Consider the following 20,528-nt stretch of genomic DNA (forward strand, 5'->3'; position numbering starts at 1 on the left):
TTAGATGACCACATTAGATCCTACTGGTAAAGCGCTACGACGCCCGTCGTAGCGCGGTTTTTCATGCGTTTTCCCTGCGCTGCGCCTGCTCACCCACTACGTCAAGCGCCACGGCTCCGACTATATCCGCGCCCAGACCTACCTGGACCCGCATCCCTACGAGCTGGGGCTGCGCAATGCCATCTGACCCGCCCCAAAACGCCAGACTATCTGGCTCCCTTGCCGGTCAGTACGGTGCGCAGGGTACGCAGGCCAATCAGCAGGTCGAGCCAGAAGGAGACATGCTTGATGTAATAGAAGTCATGCTCCAGCTTGCGAATCATATCGGCATGGTCGGTGACATAGCCCTGTTCCACCTGGGCCCACCCCGAGACACCCGGCCGCACCACATGCCGATAGGCAAAGAACGGTACCTTCTCCTCGAATCGACGCGCCAGTGCCAGGGTTTCCGGGCGTGGCCCGATCAGGCTCATTTCCCCCCGCAGCACGTTGTATAGCTGGGGCACTTCGTCGATACGGAATTTACGGATCACCCGCCCCACCCGAGTAATTCGCCGCCCCCGCGCGTCGCTTCCCGGGGCGTCGGGATCGCCGTCGACCGTCATGCTACGAAACTTGTAGAGGGTAAAGGGTCGGCCCAGGTACCCCATGCGCTGCTGGGTGAAGATGATCGGCCCCGGTGTCTCGAGGCGAATTGCCACTGCCACGACCACCATCACGGGCAACACCAGCGACAGCAACAGCAAGACGCCGGTTATATCCAGGCAACGCTTCAGGGCCTCGTACCCCTCCGCCGGCTGCAGCTGACCGTGACGATTCTCCTGAAGATGATCCACCGGCACCCGCCCACTGAGCTGCTCATAGAGGCTACCAACGTGATAGACGGGGATACCATGCATGCTGCACTCGGCCAGAAAGCGCTCCCAGGGTTCAGGCAGCTCCACGTGCAGGTCGGCGACGACCCCATCGACACGCCTGCCTTGCAGGCCGGGATGGCTGAGCACACGCCAGTCGATGCGATGGCCCCGGCACAATGCCGGGGCCCTACCCAGAGGCACCACGGCTAGCTTGCGTCTCCGATAGCGCCGCGCCAAGCGATAGCCCAGGGTCGCCGTGCTGACAGCCACCAGCACGGCGAGCCCCCATGGCAATAGCGCCGCCTCGGGCTGGACCCCATGGTGGACAAGGGCGCCAGTACCGAACAGCCCCCCATACACCGGCAACAAGAGACGCCCCGGCCGCACACCGGGATAGCGATTCAACTGGCAAATCACCCCCTGAGCCAGCAGGCTGGTGCCGGCCAGGGCAACCAACAGGCTCACCCGGTCGCTCATCGGCTCCCGCCAGAAGCCCCACCCCCAACTCCAGAGTGCCGGCAACCAGGCGCTCGCCAGCATGATCAGCAACCAGGGAAAACAGGAACGCAGTAGAAGGCGCTCGAAGAGTCGCGAATGACGCCGCCGCGGGATCAAGGTCTGAGTGGTCATGATCGATACCCGCAAGGATTGCGTGACTGCCACCGCCAGGCGTCTCGCATCATGGCATTCAAGTTACGCCGTACCCGCCAGCCCAACTCGCTACGGGCCCGGGACGGGTCGGCCCAGTAGGCAGCGATATCCCCCGGTCGCCGTGGCTCAATCACCCATGGAACGGGTTGCCCCGAGGTGCTCTCGAAGGCACTGACCATCTGACGCACGCTATACCCCCGGCCCGCCCCCAGGTTCCAGGCCCTCACGCCCCGGTGATGCGTCAGCCACTCCAGCGCTGATACATGCCCCTCGGCCAGATCCATTACATGCAGGTAGTCGCGTACACAGGTGCCATCGGGGGTCGGATAGTCATCGCCATAGATCGCCAGAAGCGGCCGGCGCCCCACTGCCACCTGAGCGATACATGGCATCAGGTTAGTCGGCTTCCCCAGGGGATCCTCGCCGATCAGGCCACTCTCATGCGCCCCCACCGGATTGAAGTAGCGCAGCAGGCCAATGGACCAGGACGGTGCCTGGATACCCTGTTGTGTCAGCCAAGTCTCCACGTCCTGCTTGGTGGCAGCATAGGGGCTGGCGGGACGGCCATGAGGCATCCCCTCATGCAAGACAGTGCCACCGTGCAACCCATAGACAGTGGCTGACGAGCTGAACAGCAGGGTCCGCACTCCCGCGTCCCGCATGGCGTGAAACAGCACCTGACTGCCGCGAACATTGACATCGAAAAACTCGGCGGGGGCCGCCACGGAGCCAGCCACCGACTTGAGCCCGGCGAAATGGATCACCCCGGAGACGGGATAGTCGGAGAAAAGGCGAGCCAGGGTCGTGGTATCGCGGATATCGCCCGCCACCAGGTCGATATCCCGCCCCGTCAGCCTGGTGACCCGTGCCAGGGCCTCGCGATGGCCATTGATCAGGCTGTCCAGGACTACCACACGGTGCCCCGCCTCCAATAGTGCCAACACCGTATGTGATCCCAGGTAGCCCGCCCCACCGGTCACCAGAATCAAGCGCTACCCTCGCCTTGCCAAGCGGTCCCCTCGTGCCTCATCTGGGGCACCTCGGCGGGGGCAGCCCCCATCACGCCCAGCGCCGCACAGAGACGATCATTGGTCTCGCGCACGTCGTAAAAGCGCTCGGCCATGCGTCTCCCCTGACGACCGTGCCGGCCGATCAATTCGGGGGCTTCCAGGTAACGCATCATCGCCTCGGCCAGGGCCTCGCTATCGCGGGTCGGCACCAGGAAGCCATTGACCCCATGGGCCACGGTATCGCGACAACCAATCCAGTCGGTGGTGATCACCGGGCGCGCCATGGCCATGGCTTCCTGATTGCCCCGGGGCACCCCCTCGCCATACCAGGAGGGCAGCACATAGACGCTGGCGTCATGGAACCAGCGCCGTACGTCCTTGGCCCGCCCCACCCACTCCACCAGCCCCTGGGCATGCCAGGCACGCAGCTCAGCGGCGGGCACCGAGCGAGGGTGATTATCGGTAGGCCCCACCAAACGAAACTCAGCCTCGGGGAAGCGCGTCTTGACCCGCCGCGCCGCCTCGACGAACTCGTAGACGCCCTTGGCCTTGAGCATCCGCGACACCATCACGAAGCGGATCGGCGCCGTATGGCTGGGGACGGAAGAAAAATGCTCGAGGTCCAGGCCAATGCCATGAATGCGCACCACCCGCTCACGCTCCACCATGCCGTTGAGCAAGAAATAGAGGGTATCGTCGCGATTGAGGAAGATGGTCCGCTCACTGCGAGCCAGGGCCTGGCGGTAGAGCCAGGCCACGCCACGGCGCATCCAGCGCCGCGGCAGGCTCAGCTCGTGCCAACGTCCCTCGAAGACGAAGCCGCGCCCCTCCACCATCGAGTAGTGACGAGGGACTCCAGCCAATCGCGCGGCGAAGGCACCGTAGATGACAGGCTTTATGAAGTAGCCGAAGGTGGCATCGACCTCGAGGCGTTTGAGCAGATGCGCCAGCCTCAGGGTATCCCAGGCATCGCGCAAGGGATTCAGCCCAACCTTCTGGACTCGGTAGGCCACCGGCTCGGCGCCGAGCGCCACTACCTGTTCGCGCACCTCATCGCAATAATCCGGCGCCAAGGCATAGACACGAGTCCCTCGCGCTACCAGCTCGCGAATCAGGGGGCCACGAAAGTTGACCAGGGAGAAAGCCTGGCTGGTGATAATGGCAAGCGTACGAATGGTCATGACTGGTGTTCAAATCCCTTTACTCAGGAAAACCTGATCCTTCTTCGCTCCATGCGATACGGCGATAACACCGCAAACCGGCCGCCGTCTCTCGCGGCGACATCGTTATTATTTGGTCCCGAAGGCCAGCCGCAAAAGACGACTGGCCCGCTCTCGCCAGCGGTCCACTGCCGAGGGCGGCGCGCTTCGCCACTCGTTCAACTCGTCGAGCACCCGCTCGGGGGTGGTGAAGCGCCCGGTGACCCGACTGACATAGGTGGGGTAGCAGATCAGCACCCCCGCCACCAGCGCATCCAGGGAGAGCCGACGACGACGCCTTGGCAGGGCCACCCGATCCTCGGTGAGCCCCCAGCCGGCATAAAAGGGCGCACCATAGCACACAACCCGTTTGCCTCGCAGCAGGGCCTCGAAGCCGGTTAATGAGGTCAACAGATGCACCTCGTCTACCTCCTCGAGCAATTGATGCATGCCCGCCTCGGTCACTACGGCATCGCACCACTGCTCGGCCCGCTCTTCGGCTTCACCGACCCGGCGTGCGCCCGCCACCACATCCGGATGCGGCTTGTAGATCACATAAGCCCCGGGGTTGGCCTCGCGCACCGCCTGCAACAGCTGCATATTGCGCTTGAGCCCCGGCGCGCCATAGGCCAGGGAGGCGTCGCTCTCCACCTGTCCCGGCACCAGGATCACCCGGGACACACCGGCGGGACGACGCCAACCCGACTGCCCCACGTTGTACTTGGTAATCCCTGACTGGACGATACGCTCACGCAACCTCGCCGCCCGAGCCAACAGCTCAGGGGCCTCGATACCGGCTTCCAGCAGGCACTCCAGGTCCGAGGGACGGGTAGCATCATAGTAGAGCCCCTGGCGATCGATGGCCCAGGAGAGCGGCTGGGCCAGATTGGCACCCAAGCCCACCGAGCGGATAAAGCCATCCTCGATACGCACCACCGGCACCCCCTCGGGCAGACGCTCGGCCAAGGGCTTGTAGCCCCATACCAGGGCCGTCTGACCAGGACCTAGCCGCTCGGGCCACCGCGTGAAGGTGAGGCAGCTGCCGGCCACGAAGCGTCGCACCCCCGCATGACGCCAGGGCGCGAAGCCCAGTGCCACCATCTGCCGCGGAAAGCGCTCGCGCATGCGCCGCTGCAACCCCAGCCAGTCGACCAGGCGCTCCACCTGGCAAGGCGCTCCGGTCTCCGGATCCAGATAACGGGGATAGTCGATCAGGGCCCCATGCACCAGCTGCGCCAGTGACAGCGGCCGACGCCGGCTGGACGCTGGCAGAGCATCCACGGTCAGCCCCCAACCGGCGTAGAAGGGCATGCCGAAGGTATGCACCGGTTTGCCCCACAACAGGGCCTCGAAGCCCATCTGCGATGTCACGGTAAACACCGCCTCGGCCGTGGCGAGCAACCGGGCGGGATGCACATCCTCGCCCAGTATCTCAACGCGCGGATCCTCGGCCAGGGCCGCCAGGTCGAAGTGCCCCGGCTTGCGCCCCACCGCCACCTCGGGATGTACCTTGAGCAGCAGCCGATGCTCGGGATAGGCCTCACGGGCCGAATCCAGCATATGTGCGAAGCTGTCGGCATCGGCCCCGCCCAGGCGAATGGCCGCATCGCCACGGGTCTGATCCACCACCAGCACGAAGCGTTCGGGCAGCGATCTCTCGGGATCGCGGTTATGGTTGTACTTGGAGATCCGAGCCTCGCGCCAGCGCGACACCAGCGCTTCGGCCCGCCGCCGCTGCACCTCGCTGAGCGGTCTGGCGATCAGGCGTTCCAGCTCCGAAGGTGCCGAGGCGTCGTAATAGATGCCCAGCCGATCCACAACCAGCGACAGGGGCGGCTCATCGCCACCCAGCCCCAGCGAACGCAGGAACCCATCCTCGACCCGCCACAGCGGCAAGCCATGGCGGGTCGCCAGGGCTTCGGCGTACCTGGCCGAGGGCTTCCTCCCCCAGGCCAAGACCGCCTGACTCCGGGCCAGCAGCCGGGGGGAGGGCTTACCAAGCCGCGGCGCCACCCTCACCGGTGCCCCCAGCAAGGCACTCAGGTTAGCGGTCTTCGCCACGCCTTGGGTCGCCGTCAGAAACACCTTGTCTTGCGCTTTCCCTATCACCACTGCTCCTTGAAAAAGGTCCTGCGGGGACTCAGCACCGCTGAGCGATGGCCACCTAACGCGCCCAGAAATTGGCCACGGTCTCGGGATCACCCAGGCAGCGCGCCGTCTGGGCCGCCGCTTCTGCCATCTGTCGTGCCTCACCGGGATGCGCAAGCAGCCAATCCAGGCTATGGCGCCAATGTGACGGCTCATCGCCAACCAGCAGGCCATTGACTCCGTGCTCGACGAGTTCGGTATAAGGGGCACGCCTCGAGAAGAGGCCCACCCCCCCCATGGCGGCGATATCCAAAAATTTGATATAGGACTTGCCCCGGTTGAAGGGAGTCTCCCATAGCGGTACCAGGCCAATATGCAGCCACCGGCTGGTCTGATAGTCGCGAAATGCCGGCCAGGCGAGCGGCTCCGGCGTGGCGGTCCGGGGCAGTTCGGCAAGCACCGCCGGTGTATGCCGACCCAGCATCAGCTCCAGGGTGGTATCGTCACGCTCGCGTTGCAGGGCCACCAGGGCCGGGGCGATCTGCATCAGGTCCGCCAGGTGCGCACGGGTACCGTGAAAGCCAATCCGCCACGGAGACTCGGCGGAAGGCGGGGCCGCGAAGTGGCCCAGCGGGGGCAGCTCGGCGATCAAGGGCGGCGTGAGCACCCGCACCCGGGGATGCCGGGCCTCGAAGCGTGCGGCCAGCGCCGGACTCGAGGCCACCACCTCATCGGCCACCGCCAGCATCCGTGGCTGCGCCGACGCCGCTCGCGCCATCCGTTGTCGATAGGCCTCGGGCAGCGTCGCATCCTCGGCGGCGGCGACCAAGTCGTCGTCGATCAGGTAAACGATCCGTCCGAGTTGATCGCGACGGCGCTCCAGCCAGCTGAGCCAAGCCTCCGGCAGGGTCCGACATACCAGAATATTCACCCCCACCAAACGCCCGGCGATACCCCTCCCCAGCAGGCCGCGCCAGCCCCGCGCCTCGAGGCGCCCACAATGCACGCCACGGGCACGCAACAGCGGCGCGGCCGACTCGAGAAAATAGATATCCTCGGTGGGCCGCGCCCCATCGCTTAATACCAGCCAGCGCGGTACCGATGCATTTAGCGCCACGCTCTCACCATTGCTGTGCACAACGCTCCCCCTCGCTTCTCACTCCCAATGCCTCACCAGGGCCTATCCACCCGTGGGGCATGGCCCAGGGTAAAGTCAGGGCGGCGGTAGTTGAGGTTAGGGTTATAGAAGGGATCGTGCTCCAGCACCTTCGCCCAGCGGCGACGCATATAGGCCGCCTCGGCGGCGGCCCGGGCCTGCTTCTCGGGGCTATCATCCTTGCCCCGGGAGACCGACTCCAGGTGATAGAGCTCAGCATAGGGGGTCCACTGCACCTGCCAGCCCGCCTCGCGCACCCGCAGGCAATAGTCCACGTCGTTGAAGGCCACCGCCAGATTGGCTTCGTCGAGGCCACCCAGCGCCTCGAACAGCTCGCGCCGGGTCACCAGGCAAGCCGCGGTCACCGCCGACAGCTCCTGGGCCAGGATCGCCCGGTCGCCATAGCCCGGGGCCTCGCCGGGCAGCCGCGAATGAAAGTGATCGGCCAGTCCGCCCGGCCCCACCGCATCACCGGCATGCTGCACCCGACCATCCCCATAGTAGAGCTTGGCCCCCACCACCCCGACTCCCGGCTGCATCAACCGGCCGACCAGTTCCTCGAGCCACGCTTCGCCGATCACTTCGGTGTCGTTGTTGAGCAGGCAGAGCACCTGACCCCTGGCCTCGCGGGCCGCGGCGTTGTTGATCGCCGAGAAGTTGAAGGGCGCATCATGGCGGATCACCCGCACCCGGGGATCCTCGGCAATGGCGTCGAACCAGGCCAGGGTCTCGGGCTCGGCGCTCTGGTTGTCCATGATCAGCACTTCGAAGTCATCGTAGCGGCTCTTGTTCAGCACGCTCTCGATGCAGGGCGCCAGCAGGTGCAGGCCATCCCGGGTCGGCACGATGATCGAGACCGCCGGCGCCGACTCGGGCAGCGCATAGCGTACCCGGCAATGGCCCCGGGGCGAGTCGACGACCTCTCCCTTAACCCCCTGGCGCGCGAGATGTCCGGCCACCGCCAGGGCGTCACCGGCGGAGACACGCGGCCAGGGCGAATCGTCACGGACGGGTACGGGTTTATGCCAGAGCACCGCCGGCAGGTGCCGCCATTGATCGGCCTCCAGCCCTTCTACCAGGCGTAGCTGCAACCGATGGGACGAGGCCGTCAACAGCTCGCCCACGCCGAGTGCCGCCAGCGCCTCGCCACGCACCAGCCAGGCCTCGCCCAGATAAGCGGTAGCGCGCAGCAGTTCCGGGCTAGCCTGCGGCTTGAACACCGGCGCATGCCGCTCGCCCTGGGGCGAGAGGTGATCATGGTCGCTATAGATCAGGCTCGCCTCCGGGTGACGACTGGCCTCATGCAGCCACCAGTAGAGGGCATGCTCGGCCAGCACCGTGCCCGCGGGCAGCCATAGGCACCAATCGACTGCCCCCGAGGCCGGGTCGCTGGCGATCGTTCCCGTCAATTCGGTCCGACGCAGCGCCTGCTCGGCGAGTCGCCCGGCCTGCTGGTCGCCCGGGGCGACCAGCAATCGCACCCCTTGGGGAGGCATCAGTTGATCCGTCAGTGAGACCAGGCTAGCCGCCAGGGCCTCCGGCTCACTAGCAGCGGTAACCGGAATAACCACTTCGCCCCGGATCGCCATGCGCCGGCCACGCCGACGAATCCGCCGGCGGTCGCGCTCGGTCAGGGTATCGAACTCGCGCACCCAGCCGCCGTAGTCGCGATAAGGGGCGATCGCCCGAAAGCGCCCGGCCAGGCCATAGGCCCCCGCCAGGTCGGTCAGCATCCGCCTGGGAGTCAAGCCACCCTGGCGCAGGCGCCGCCAAGGTTCACGCTTCACGGTGGCCACCACTCGCCGCAGCATACGGTAGTGACGCCGCCAGGCGCTGACGCGGGTTATACGGGCCGAGAGGAGTCTTGCCTCGCCCGGGGCCCCCAATGGCTCGAGCACCAGTCGCTCGATCACCTCAGGCAGGTAAACCAGTTCGAGGATGGCGCCCTTGAGCGTAATGGGTAACGGTATGACAAGTGGCGTCTTCTCCCCGACGGGATAGGCCAGCAAGCGGGCGCTGAGGTCCCAGCCATCCCGTTCCACGCTGCCCTCGAGCATCAGCCACCCGCGACATGGCCCGGGTAACGCCTCAGAAAGATCGAAACGGGGAATCACACCACCTGCCCCGCACTCGCAGGTTGCATCAGCCAACTGCGCACGTTGAGCATGCTCAGACGCGCAACCAGGGGCTCCTGGATCGACGCATGACGCAACGCCTCGCCCTGGATACAGAAGAGGTCCGACTCGAGAGGCAGTTCGGCGATGATCAGATCAACCAGGGCCTCGCTCAGCGAACGGGATACGATATAGCGCGCTACCCTGCCGAGGTCGGCCTTGCCCTTGGCAGCACCAAACTTGTCGGCAATGGCTTGCCCCAGGGGCGACCACTCGTAACGCTTGCCTCTGACCATGCGGCTCAGCATGGTATCGGTGGTAAAGACGGGAATGTCGCGACGGCTGAACTCGAAGCCCAGGTTCGACTTGCCCGCCTGAGAAGCCCCCGTCACCACGATGGCGGTCGCCTGCTTGACCGCACAGTGATAGATCACATGGCGTACCGGCTCGCCGGGCAGCTTCAGGCCCGGCCCCGTAGGACGCACCGAGTAGCCGGCCAACAAATCGTAGTAGAGCAGATCCCGTGTCGGATACTTGCTCACCCCCTGACTTCCCATCAAGGCATGCCAGGCGCGAACTCCCGGTTCGCGGGCCACACCACAGCCCAATACCAGGTGCCCTCTCGGGGCGAGATGCTGACGCAGCCTCGCGAGCAAGGCACGCTGCCCCGACTGACGATGAAAACCACGCAGCATCAGCACGATATCGAACCGCCCGGAGGGCGTGAACCAGGGATCGCCGACGACGAAGCTGGCCTCGGGACAGGCCTCTTGGGCCCGCTCGCGGGACGCCTCGTCCGAGACCACGCCCACCACCTGCTCGGCGCCCATGGCCACGGCGGCCTGGCAGGCACTCGGGTCGTCCGCCTCGAGGTCGAGCAGAGAGCGCCCCAGCAGGGGGTGCTCGGCCTCGGGGTCGCCCAGTCGAGCCAGTTGAGCCCGACGCAGCAGCCCCGCCCGGGGGTCCTCATCGTCATCGGCCCGAATCCACTCGCCACGAAACAGCGCCCCGCTGGACTGGGGCAACACCCGCTCACTGTGCTCGGTGACCAGTACCACCTCGAGCGCCTCCAGCACCTCGGCGGCCAGGGGCGGCAGCGTCAGGGTAAATCCATGATGGCCCGAGGTGCCGAAGTGATCGGCCACATCCGGGCGCATCTCGTCGGCGAGTGTCTCGGCCAGGACCCGGGCATCGTGGCGGACACAGACCGCAACAGGCTGCTCCCCCGCCTCGACGAAGGCCCACCCCGTCACTCGCCCGCCGGCAATGGCATCCACGGCACCGTGCCAGTTCAGATCATCGACCGCGGCGTCACGGCCACTATCCAGCAGCGATAAGGCTCGCCGCCCGAGCTCTCCAAGATTCAAATGACTTGCCTCACAGCTTGCAAAGATGCCAGGAACGCCTCCTGGCCATAATGTTGCAGGGCGCGCCGTCGCCCCGCCTCTCCCAGGCGGATCAAGTGCTCCGGAGTGGTCGCCAGGCGGCCCAAGCGGCGAGCCAGGCCTTCGATATCGCCCCGCGGCACCAGATACCCCGTCACGCCCTCCTCCACCAGCTCCGGCAAGGCCCCCCAGGCATAGGCCACCACCGGCCGTGCGGCGGCCATCGCCTCCAGCACCGTACGCCCGAAGGATTCCTGAAAGTGCGAAAGGTTAACCACCACATCGAGCGCTGCCAATGCCTCTCGGGGATGCCGTACATAGCCACAGTAGTGCAGGTTGGCGGGGAGCCGCCCCTCGGCCTGCTGAGCCAGTAACTCGTCCAGGGACGCGCTGCCCGGGCCATACAGCAGGCACTCGGCATGAACCCCCTGGGCCAGCAGCTCCGCCGCCAGGAGCAACATGTCGTCGAGCCCCTTCTTGGCGATCAGGCTACCGAGCAGACCTACCCGCAGGGGAGCCCCGGGGTCCCGCCTGGGAGGCGGCAGCTCGACCAGGTCCGACATCGGCAGGCTATTGGGGACGACGGCCACGGGCCTGCCGGTATCGGCGAAGGCCCGGCCGGTATGACGAGAGTTGGCAATCAGCAGGTCACTGCGCGATGCCGTCGCGGCGACGATCGCCCCCGCCGGAGCCCCCAGCGCGAAACAGAGCTGGGGATCATGCTCGGGCAGCTCGCGCACATGGGTGATCACCGGCAGGCCCAGGGTACGGGCGGCCAGGGCCGGGCTCTCCAGGGTCAGGGTATTGAGGTAGACCGCACGCACCCGGTGACGGCGCAGCACGGCCTCGAAGGCCGCCACGGTCGCGGCCGGTGCCGTTCGCTGAGGGTGCCACCAACCATAGGGCAACACCACCACGCAGCGCACCCGGCCGAGCAGATCCCTCACATAGGCGGGGTTGGCCAGGGTGGGCAGGGTCACCACCAGGTCGTAGCCCAGTTGGTCGAGCCCCCGAGCCACATCCTGCAGGCTCCGCTCGGCCCCCATGGGCGTGGACGTCAGGCTGTGCCCACACAGCATCAGGCAAGGACGGGGCTTGGCCCCGGCCCTGGCGCCCTCGATCTCCACCGGCAAGATGCAGCGCCGCCCCAGCCAGCGGTAATGCCGCAAGGCCCGCCAGGGCGACCCGGCCACGGGCCCGTGACGCCAGGCATAGGCCTCGAGACTCAACCAGGCATTAGGGGAGCGCCCCTCATTAGCCCCATGCTCGAGGAAGTGACGCCTGGCCGCCATGCCGGCTTCGGCCACATCGGCGTAATGGGCCAGGTACCAGGTATCGTCCAGTACCGCCCTGGCCAGTGACGCCCTCAGGCGCCTGGCCAGGCCACGCCGCAGGCGACGCACCCAGCTCATGGCGCCCGCCCACCGGCGCGCAGATAAACTCGCAGCGCCTCGCCGACTTCCGCCGCCAGGAGCTGGCCATCGAGCGACTCGGGGGGCCGCGACGAGTTCAGGACAGGCACACGATCCGGCCACTCCAACGGGTCGGGCGACGGCAACTGCGCCACTAGACGCTCGCACTGAAACTCCAAGCCGGGATGGGCCAAGGCGATCCCCTCCTCGTGACACAACTCCCAGATGTCGTCCGCCACCTGGCGGCTGGCGAAGTCATCGGGGCGGCTCCAGGGGCAGAGGACGACGGAACGCCCGGCCTGGCACTGTGAGAGCAAGGCCTTGAGCAGAGGCCGCAGCCTCGGATTGCGCGGCGAAAGCTCCGCAAGCACGGCAACATCATAGTCTTGGCTGGCCAACTTGCTGCTCCCAAGCGGCACGGGAAAAGGCCGACGCCAACCATCCGTCTCCATCACCGGCACCACCTGTCGCCGATGCCACCAGGCGGCAGCCTGATGGTAGAGATACCGCAAGCCGTTATGGATGGTACGCACATGGGTCGCCGACTGCCGCGTCAGCGACGAGGGCTGTACCAGGGAAAACGCCAGAGGAGCCTTCGGCAACACCTTGAGAATCGCTCGCTCACCATAGTGATTGCGAATACGCTCGATGAACTCGTTGTCTGCGGCCACACGCACCTCATCCCAGAGCCCCAGGGTCTCAACGACCTCACGGGACACCAGTAAGGAGGAAGGATTAGGCTCCAACCAATCGGGGCAAAGGTGCCAGGGGCCCAACGCTCGCAGTTGGGCGTCGACCCGGATCCAGCTGGAGAGGGAAGCCTTGGCCCCGCGATGGCGCAACAGAGCCTTGACCTGACGCGTGATCTTCTCAGGATGTGACCAGTCATCGCTATCATGTACCGTCAGATAGTCACCGCGGGCGGCTTGCATTCCGGTATTGCGCGCCGCATAGGCACCCCGGTTGCTCTCGTGACGAATCAGCCGCACTCGCGGCTCGAACCGGGCCAGCTCGGCGACCTTCTCGGCGGTATCGTCCTCACTGGCATCGTCTACCACCAGGATCTCCAAGCGCGGCCAGCTCTGCGCCAGCAGCGACTCCAGGGCCAGGAGAACCGTGGCCGATGCATTGTAGACGGGCATCACTACCGAGACTCGGGGCAACTGGCGACTTCGAGCCCGGGCCCGTACCCGTCGGGTACACAGCCCCCCCAGGCTTAACTGGAGGGCGCCCTTCCGCAAATGCAGGGGCGCCAACTTGTAGCGCTTGAGCCAGTCGTTGAGTCCAGCCAGGCGCGCCTCCACCGGCAACGAGAGCTGGCTGAGCTCCAGCAAAGCGGCATCAGGCGAGCCGGACGAAAAATGCCCTGCCTCGCAGAGTGCCTTCACGGCCTCCTCATCCTCCAAGTGGAGCAGCACTTGGCCAGCGCCTGGGGAACACGAGCGGCGAAACGCCCATCGCCAAGCGGCTGCAACCGCTGCAGATATTCCAGCGCCCGGGCATGTTGGCCCTGACCATAGTGCCAACTAGCCAGATACCACAGCGCATCGGCGCTGCCCTCACCGGCCAGTCGCTCCAGGGCCAAAACGCCAGTGCCCGCATGGCCATGCCAGGCCTGGTGATGGTGCCAAACCGGCGAGCCGTGCAGGCCAGCGAAGTCGCTGATCACTCCCTTTGGTGATGGCAAGCGCCCCTCGTGTACCCCGAAACGCAAGAAATGTAGCAATGGGTTGGACTTGGCCTGCGCCACGTCGGGGTAACGTTCGAGATACCAGGTCGTGTGGAAAGCGTCACCCGGTATCAATCGCTTGCGCCAGCCAACCCGAAGGAAATGAAGTACCGGGCGCAGCACCAGCCAGCGTTCCCATCGGCCCAACTGACGCCGATAGGTGTGAGTCTCCCAGGCCCCGCTCCCGCGTAGCGTCTCGAGAGCCTCGCGCTCCCGTGGCAAAGGCAGCGGCCAATAGCCCAGAACATTGCGTTTCAATGCACGTGCCAACCAGGCGGTTCGCATGCCGGTCAAACTCCCTTGAGCCAGCTTTTCAAACTACTCAACAAGCCGCGGCGCGGCTCCCCAGCCTCCAGCGCCTCACGGCCAATTGGAGCGTCGATTTCGCTCGCCTGGGGAACTGGCGCCTCACCTAGCGTAAAAAGCATCTCCCTTGCCTCATCGCTACGTAATGCCTCGATACGCTCGACGCAATGGTCGTCATCGAGCAAGCGACTCACCAGGCTCGGCGGATTCTGCCGACGACTCATCATTCCCATAACGTTGGCAGGCAGTGCCAGCAAGGCATCGCTGCCCCCTGCCAGATAGAGTGTCGTACTGTCCGGGGCGGTGACCCCTTCGCCTTTCAGGCCATGCTGATGGCAGTAGCCGAGTAGCCGAGTGCGCTCCACTTTGCTCAGCGACGATGCAATCTGCACGCGCAAGCTACTCCGCTCGCCCACGGCCGGCGGGCGCAGTTCCTCCTTGCGCCTCTTGAGCATGCAGCGCAGGAAGGCATCCGCCACACTGATCGACGGCCCCTCCACCGGGAAAGTGGCCGCGGCCAGGGATGGGCTGGTATTCAGCTCGCAGACACAACTACGCTCCGGGTCCAACGGCTGCGTGTAATCTGCCACGATGATATCGACACCGGCCCGCTTGAGCCCTGGCACCGCCGCCACCGCCTTTACCGCGGCCTCGAGCACCGATGGATGCACCTGATCCATCACGTTGGCCGTGTCGGCCCCCTGGCTGATCGAGTTGACGCTGCTCAGTCGAACGAACTGTCCATCCTCGGGAACCGATTCAAGGTCAAGCCCCTGGCGCGCCAACTGTTTTTTCGTCGTCTCACTGACCTTGAGGGGGCTGTTCTTGAGCCGCGGATTATTGTGCCGCCACTCGTTCTTGCGCTGAATCAGCGCCTGCACACTGTTCAGGCCATCGCCCACCACGTGGGGCGCCACCCGGTAGATCGCCGCCACGGCCTTGCCATTGGCCACGAAGACCCTGAGCTCCTGACCCTCGATATGTCGCTCGACCAAGACCCGCCCGTTATTACGGGCCACCACGCGCTCATTCTCGGCGACCCGAGCCAGCGCCCAGCGCAACTCTTCTACATCTTGTATACCGGCCGTGACTCCGGCACCGCCGGTGCCGACCACCGGCTTGACCACCACCGGCCAACCCAGCTCGCGAGCATAGGAGCAGGCCAGCTCTACCTCTTCCACCGCGAAATCCTGCCCCTCCGCCACCGGCACTCCCGACTCGGCCATGCAGCGCTTGGCCTCGTTCTTGTGGCGACAGATATGGCGCGCTTCCTTGTCCAGGGCCAGGCTCATGCTCCAGGCAATTCTGGCCAGCACTCGGCCTTGGGTACTCTTCACTCTCAAACGAGTCGAAGAGCGTCGCTCGCAGGTCAGACCGGCCAGCAAGGCAGCACGCTCCATCAGCGCGCTATCCAAGGGCTTCTGGCCAAGCAGCAGCAGTTCGGGGTGATGGTATCGCGCCTGATCATTCGACTCGCTCGAGGAGTCGCTAGCTGGTGCCGGACTCACCACAGCCGCGGGATAGCGCTCCACCAGATAGCGTTCCAGTACGGTTTCATCAAGATCGGTACCCAGCCCTGGCGCCTCGCCCAACACCATGCGACGAGACGTCGTCTTGGCAAAGGCGAGCGGCTGACGGGCCATATTGGCTTCGACGTTTCTCGCCGGCGTGGTGGTGCAGTGGTCGAGCCTCGGCAAGGCACGCGCCAACTGATAGATGGCCCGACCAGTAACATCGCTGGTACCGATCATGCCGCCGATATAGATCTGTGCCTCGGGGAAAACCTTACTCGCATATTCGCCCATGGCGAGCGCAGGCAGCAGCCCCCCCGCCTTGGGCACCTTGATGTTGATTGCCCCCACTCCCCCGGCGGCCAATAGGCGTTTCAGGTCCTCCAGGTCCCATAGCGATTCATCGGCCATGATTACCAGGCGCCCTGCCTTCGGCGGCAAACGGCGATCCGCCAAAGCCTGCAGCTCGCACAGTGACCGAAAGTGCTCTGCAGCGACTGGCTGCTCGAGGATCAAGCGCTGCTCTGGGTGTGGCTGCTCCTGCATCCACGCCATCAACTCCTCCACCAGCCTCTCTGCGCCTTCCGGAGTCAGTGCCTCATTCAAGTCCAGCCAGTAAGCGAGGTGCCTGTCTGCGAGGCGATTGGCCTCGCGCATGGCCCCAAGCCGTTGCAGGTTGAGGGCCGTATCGTCCTCCCCCTTACAGCGGTAGGCCCGGTAGACGCTTGCCTGCTGCTGAAAGCGCTCGGCCAGTTTCTCCAGGGGCTGCGAGGAGCCCGAGGTGGTGGCGGTGGCCGCCACCTGCTCGCGCCGCTGGCCCAGCAGTTGACTGACCGTCAGCCCCAGGTGGCGAGCCGCCAGATCCAGCAGTGCGATCTCGAAGCCAGAAAGGAGCCCACGAAAGGGCTTGTGACGATTCTGGCGAGTAGCGAACCCCTGCGCGACACTTTCCAATTGGCGATAGACCGCCGCAATGCTCTGCAAGGCTTGCTCGCGGCTTTCACATGCCAGCGCACTCCCTTGCAAAACGGCAAGCATGGCCTCTATCACGGCACCATTCAGCTTACGGTTATCACCGGTTAGCTTGCTGCCGCGCGCTGCAGCCTCTCCGATACCAGCATGCTGCGCACTGGAGAGCCGAACCACGTAATTGGTGGAACGCGTGGTGGTATGGCGCGACGTGCTGAACGGGTTACGCAGCGGCATGGTGTACATGAATGCCTGCGCACTCTCTATTTTCATCAAACGGAACCTTGTAGAGCGAACCAGAGCATCCTTTCACAGAATGCCCAGCACCATCATGACCCAGCCAACTCAAACATCGCTCCGAGATAGGCATCGGCCTGATCTCCGAAGGCATGGTAAGTGCCCGGTACCGCCGTCAGCTCGCCCAGTACCACACCCTGGTGGGTCTCGTAGAGGTCGATGCGACAGAACGGCACGGGCAGGCTGGCCGACACCCTCTCGGCGGTGGCCAGCAACACTTGAGGGTTGCGCGGCGACAGCAACGTAGGGTCGAGTGCGCCATCGTACTTGCCAGTATCCACCGGGCACCAGTCGCGATCATACCACCGGTAGCGCTGTCCCTGCCGACTACGCGCCACCTGCAGCACCAGGGCAGTTCGTCCACGAAAAGCGTAGAACTTGAAATCATCCACCGGGCGCAACAGCCCGGAGGGTGGCAACAGCAACTCCTCCAACTGCCAATGGTTGGGAAACTGGTGCTCCCGCATCTCGGCATACAGGTATTCGAGGATCTCCACCAGCCGCATGGCACGACGCTGTTGCAGGCAATTGAAGGTGATCTCGTCGAGCCTCTGAAGCGACAGCACGCCACGGGAACTATGCGCCTGCTTGGGCTTGATCACGCAGTCATCGATACCTTCGAGCACCTCTCGCAGGTTCTGTAGCGCAAAGTCTTCCCGAAGAATACGCGCCGTAGCCACGCCTTGAGCCGCCATCTGCCGGGACACCCAGGCGCGATCTACCGCAAGTTGCTCGAAGGAAGTGACACCGGACTGGCGCGCCTCACGCTGATAACGCCGTACCAGGGCATCCATCGCGGCCCGAAACGAGGGTGGCGCCGGCGGCGTACCCTTACGCGCCGGATGGGAAGCCTGCATCCACTCCAGCACCTCAACCCCCGCTGCAAAGGCATGATAAGAAGGAATATTTGACAGCGACATTAGAACAGCCCAAGAGAGGCAAGCCAGCTACGCGACTGAGGAAGCAGCAGCAGCCCTATGACGACCAGCACAAAGACCACCACCAGCGGCATGAGCAGGTGCCTGACAATACGCCGCGCCAAGTGAAATAGAAATATCTGAAGAACACGGTTTAGCTGAGGCATAAGAGCAACCGATCAGAATTAGCGGGTAACTATGAGTTAAGAAATGAGTGAGACTCGACAACACCTACCCAAATACCGACTATAGAAATCAATTTCGAACAGATTATCGATAACGCCTACGCCACAATCAACTTACAACAAGCCAGAGAACGAAAAACAACCCCCCCACTGCCACCAAAAACAACCACCATGAATAAAAGTTCACCATGAAAAACAACAGAAGCGCTGCCTTAACCAGAAAGGGCAACAGACGCATGTATAAGGCGCCCCAACATGACCGCCAAAACAATCAACAATCCATATCAACCCCAAAAACATGGTCTATTATATTTTTCGCAACATCACGTGCCTCTCCAGCAGAAGGAAAGGCGTGTGCTGTCAGACCAGGATCCCAATTAACCTCTATAACCACCGATTTAGAACCACTTGAAAAGTGATCATTAGACAAAATATCAACCCCAGCATACTCTAATCCGGGGATAGCCTTACATGCCCTAACAGCAAGTTTCTTAAGATCTGGATGCACATCACCTGTAATATCAACATTTTCCGCCCCCGTTGAAATATTTGAATTCCTCCTAACAAACACCTTCACCCCTTCAGGAACAACTGACTCAATATCATACCCCTGCTCTCTCAAAACAAAAGAAACCGAGTCATCAAGCCTGATTTTTTTCAGAGACGGAACACCCAGAAAAGAACGCCTCTCATTCTCTTCATTCACAAGCTGGATAATAGGTTTAACGCCATCCCCAACAACTGAAGGCACCCTTCTCTCCGAAACAGCCACTACTTCATCACCAACCACGAAATACCTACAGTCTCTTCCTTCCAAGTACTCCTCAACAAGTATATCCTTACCTGTTTTCTCGACCAGCCCCCATGCCTCGAAAAACGACTCTCTCCCTTTAAGATTCAAGTGAACATCTTTCCCATGAATACCCACCACAGGCTTGATAACCTTTGGAAGCGAGTCAGCCTCATAATATTTCAGCGCTTTATTTTTAGATTTACCTGAAAATGCTTTCCCTTTAGGAGTTGGCACACCAGCTTCCCTCAAATACTGAGAAGTAAGGTGTTTGTAGGCCGTTATTTTCTGAGCATGAGCGGGCATCCGGCAACACATAACTCCAGAAAACAACTCCCGACGTACTTCGCTTGATATCTCAAAAAATCTATTTGAGATCCTCCTCACCCCCAAGCCACTATTAATGGCAGAGTTAACAATCATGGCCATATTGTACCTCTTGGCCTTTAGCAGCTCATGAACCTCTTTGTGAGCAGCCCACTCATACACCCCTTTATCTTTAATCAAAACACACCCCAAAAAGGCTATTTTATATAAAAAACCTGAACCCTTGCGGGATCACACCACTCCAACCACTAGATTTTACATGACAAAAACCTAAAATCTCACAAAACTCATCAAAAAACCCATCAACACTCTTCCTACTCCCCGAAACAACAAGGGTAAATTCATCCATCTTCCCTTTTTTTAGAAAGCCATCCACTTTCAACTCTCTTGCAAGCTTAAGCATTCTATTACGCTTAAGAGAAAAACCCTTAGATGCATGAAGCACATAGCACCTTCTAATCAAATCGCCATTATTCTTCTTCTTAGAAGAAGCCAGAGTTACAGATCTTGCAACACCGCTTGCAATTGGAGCCAGCACTGAGGAAATATCGAAGATTAGCTTCTTATCAATCTGATCATGTGTTAGCGGCGCATCAGGATAATAATAATCAATTATAGCTCTTGGTATATCCCTGCCTTGACCATCAGATGGATACATATTAACGCCAATCTGAGCTCTTGAGTTCATCTCTATAACTGCATGACCTCCTGTCTTCATATCATACAGAACATCAACCCCACAGTATTCCAAACCGGGAATCGATGAAATAGCTTTAATAGCAGATTGCTTGACAGTTCCAGGCAGGCTCTCAGTTGCATCAATCACATCGCCACCAGCAGAAGCATTCGCTTTCCCCCGCAAGAACAAACGCTCCCCCTTTCCAAGCACGCTAGTTAGCTCATACCCCGCCTCCTTTATCTTCATAAAAACCTCCCTATCTTTTCTTATTAGACCTTTAGACAAGAAAGGGTTTTTTTTCCTATCATTATTCTTTATGCCAATCAGCTCATCAACAGTATGCTCCCCATCGCCAACAACATTGGCAGGCACTCTCTTGACCGCACCTGCCACTTCTCCACCGACCACAAAGACTCTATAGTCCTCCCCTAGCACATGCTGCTCAACAACCACCTCTTTCACATTCAACTGATCAACCACATAATTGTAAGCATCAACAATCTCCCCCTTGCTTTTAAGATTGGTAAAAACCCCTCGCCCCAATGTCCCATCGAGAGGCTTAATCACCACCGGAAATCCTATTTCACCCACATACTTGAGCAAAGGCTCAACACCTAGGGCTGATGAAAATGACTTTCCCAGAGGAACAGCGACTCCACTCTCAAGCATTAACTCCCTAGCTTTCTGCTTATTTTTTATCGCCGTAATCGCTTCATTTGTGGTCAATGAACATTTCGACCTATTGAAAACCATAGACCGACCTTTTGACTCGATCCTATATCTATTGAATTCCGCATCCAGCACTGTTACTTCGAGGCCACGCCTCCATGCCTCCAAAGAGATAGTATAACTACACAGTTTGCTACCAAACGCATCCCGAACAACTTTTGATGAAAAATGTTCTGGCCAAGAGCGGTATGCCATCCCCCCCCCTCCTCATTAAACT

The 20,528-nt window shown here is 62.2% G+C and carries 15 protein-coding genes; 1 reads left to right on the forward strand and 14 read right to left on the reverse strand.

All coding sequences use genetic code 11. The features are described 5' to 3' along the window. Positions 1-85 precede the first annotated feature (85 nt). Positions 86-187 carry a DUF1722 domain-containing protein gene (locus tag IHD13_RS14655; protein ID WP_230086347.1) on the forward strand — a complete coding sequence of 34 codons (102 nt, stop codon included), beginning with the start codon at positions 86-88 and terminating at the stop codon, positions 185-187. A gap of 19 nt (positions 188-206) precedes the next feature. Here IHD13_RS14655 and IHD13_RS18245 read toward each other — a convergent pair whose 3' ends face one another. The 14 genes from IHD13_RS18245 to IHD13_RS14725 form a co-directional block, all read right to left on the reverse strand. Beyond that, entirely contained in the window at positions 207-1,487 is a 1,281-nt protein-coding gene (locus IHD13_RS18245; protein WP_230086341.1) for a sugar transferase, read from the reverse strand. Then, positions 1,484-2,488, reverse strand: coding sequence for a UDP-glucose 4-epimerase GalE (galE, locus tag IHD13_RS14665; RefSeq protein ID WP_326838367.1), 1,005 nt, complete (start codon positions 2,486-2,488; stop codon positions 1,484-1,486). Before galE ends, IHD13_RS18245 begins: the two co-directional genes overlap by 4 nt. 5 nt (positions 2,489-2,493) lie before the next feature. Next, positions 2,494-3,699 carry a glycosyltransferase family 4 protein gene (locus tag IHD13_RS14670; RefSeq protein ID WP_195861774.1) on the reverse strand — a complete coding sequence of 402 codons (1,206 nt, stop codon included), beginning with the start codon at positions 3,697-3,699 and terminating at the stop codon, positions 2,494-2,496. Between the two features lie 108 nt (positions 3,700-3,807). Beyond that, the gene (locus IHD13_RS14675) at positions 3,808-5,778 is read right to left on the reverse strand and encodes a capsular polysaccharide biosynthesis protein (RefSeq protein WP_326838365.1); all 1,971 of its coding nucleotides are present in this window, start codon (positions 5,776-5,778) and stop codon (positions 3,808-3,810) included. 103 nt (positions 5,779-5,881) lie between these two features. Next, on the reverse strand, positions 5,882-6,922 hold the full coding sequence (locus IHD13_RS14680) for a glycosyltransferase family protein (RefSeq protein ID WP_195861776.1): 1,041 nt from the start codon (positions 6,920-6,922) through the stop codon (positions 5,882-5,884). Between the two features lie 53 nt (positions 6,923-6,975). Next, complete coding sequence (locus tag IHD13_RS14685) at positions 6,976-9,018, reverse strand: glycosyltransferase family 2 protein (RefSeq protein WP_195861777.1); 2,043 nt, start codon at positions 9,016-9,018, stop codon at positions 6,976-6,978. A gap of 53 nt (positions 9,019-9,071) precedes the next feature. Then, positions 9,072-10,442: a class I SAM-dependent methyltransferase gene (locus IHD13_RS14690; RefSeq protein WP_195861778.1), complete on the reverse strand. Its 1,371-nt coding sequence runs from the start codon at positions 10,440-10,442 to the stop codon at positions 9,072-9,074. Beyond that, a complete protein-coding gene (locus IHD13_RS14695) occupies positions 10,439-11,872 on the reverse strand; it encodes a glycosyltransferase family 4 protein (protein ID WP_195861779.1) in 1,434 nt (477 codons plus the stop codon). The genes IHD13_RS14690 and IHD13_RS14695 overlap by 4 nt, the downstream gene beginning before the upstream one ends. After that, positions 11,869-13,260 (reverse strand): glycosyltransferase family 2 protein, encoded by a 1,392-nt coding sequence (locus IHD13_RS14700; protein WP_195861780.1) that lies wholly within the window; start codon positions 13,258-13,260, stop codon positions 11,869-11,871. Before IHD13_RS14700 ends, IHD13_RS14695 begins: the two co-directional genes overlap by 4 nt. Continuing rightward, complete coding sequence (locus IHD13_RS14705; RefSeq protein ID WP_195861781.1) at positions 13,257-13,886, reverse strand: tetratricopeptide repeat protein; 630 nt, start codon at positions 13,884-13,886, stop codon at positions 13,257-13,259. Before IHD13_RS14705 ends, IHD13_RS14700 begins: the two co-directional genes overlap by 4 nt. A gap of 5 nt (positions 13,887-13,891) precedes the next feature. After that, positions 13,892-16,660, reverse strand: coding sequence for an enolase C-terminal domain-like protein (locus IHD13_RS14710; protein WP_195861782.1), 2,769 nt, complete (start codon positions 16,658-16,660; stop codon positions 13,892-13,894). 56 nt (positions 16,661-16,716) lie between these two features. Next, positions 16,717-17,604: an ATP-grasp fold amidoligase family protein gene (locus IHD13_RS14715; RefSeq protein ID WP_195861783.1), complete on the reverse strand. Its 888-nt coding sequence runs from the start codon at positions 17,602-17,604 to the stop codon at positions 16,717-16,719. A 453-nt stretch (positions 17,605-18,057) separates the two neighbouring features. Beyond that, positions 18,058-19,083 carry a hypothetical protein gene (locus IHD13_RS14720; RefSeq protein ID WP_195861784.1) on the reverse strand — a complete coding sequence of 342 codons (1,026 nt, stop codon included), beginning with the start codon at positions 19,081-19,083 and terminating at the stop codon, positions 18,058-18,060. A gap of 22 nt (positions 19,084-19,105) precedes the next feature. After that, complete coding sequence (locus IHD13_RS14725; RefSeq protein ID WP_195861785.1) at positions 19,106-20,506, reverse strand: hypothetical protein; 1,401 nt, start codon at positions 20,504-20,506, stop codon at positions 19,106-19,108. Between the last annotated feature and the right edge of the window lie 22 nt (positions 20,507-20,528).

Source organism: Halomonas sp. 328, assembly GCF_015645095.1.
Taxonomy (GTDB): Bacteria; Pseudomonadota; Gammaproteobacteria; order Pseudomonadales; family Halomonadaceae; genus Bisbaumannia.

Bases quoted from the DNA above. Each gene is read 5' to 3' on its own strand.
- IHD13_RS18245 (WP_230086341.1), bottom strand. From the start codon at position 1,487: ATGACCACTCAGACCTTGATCCCGCGGCGGCGTCATTCGCGACTCTTC.
- IHD13_RS14670 (WP_195861774.1), bottom strand. From the start codon at position 3,699: ATGACCATTCGTACGCTTGCCATTATCACCAGCCAGGCTTTCTCCCTG.
- IHD13_RS14685 (WP_195861777.1), bottom strand. From the start codon at position 9,018: ATGCTCGAGGGCAGCGTGGAACGGGATGGCTGGGACCTCAGCGCCCGC.
- IHD13_RS14695 (WP_195861779.1), bottom strand. From the start codon at position 11,872: ATGAGCTGGGTGCGTCGCCTGCGGCGTGGCCTGGCCAGGCGCCTGAGG.
- IHD13_RS14705 (WP_195861781.1), bottom strand. From the start codon at position 13,886: ATGCGAACCGCCTGGTTGGCACGTGCATTGAAACGCAATGTTCTGGGC.
- IHD13_RS14710 (WP_195861782.1), bottom strand. From the start codon at position 16,660: ATGAAAATAGAGAGTGCGCAGGCATTCATGTACACCATGCCGCTGCGT.
- IHD13_RS14715 (WP_195861783.1), bottom strand. From the start codon at position 17,604: ATGTCGCTGTCAAATATTCCTTCTTATCATGCCTTTGCAGCGGGGGTT.
- IHD13_RS14725 (WP_195861785.1), bottom strand. From the start codon at position 20,506: ATGGCATACCGCTCTTGGCCAGAACATTTTTCATCAAAAGTTGTTCGG.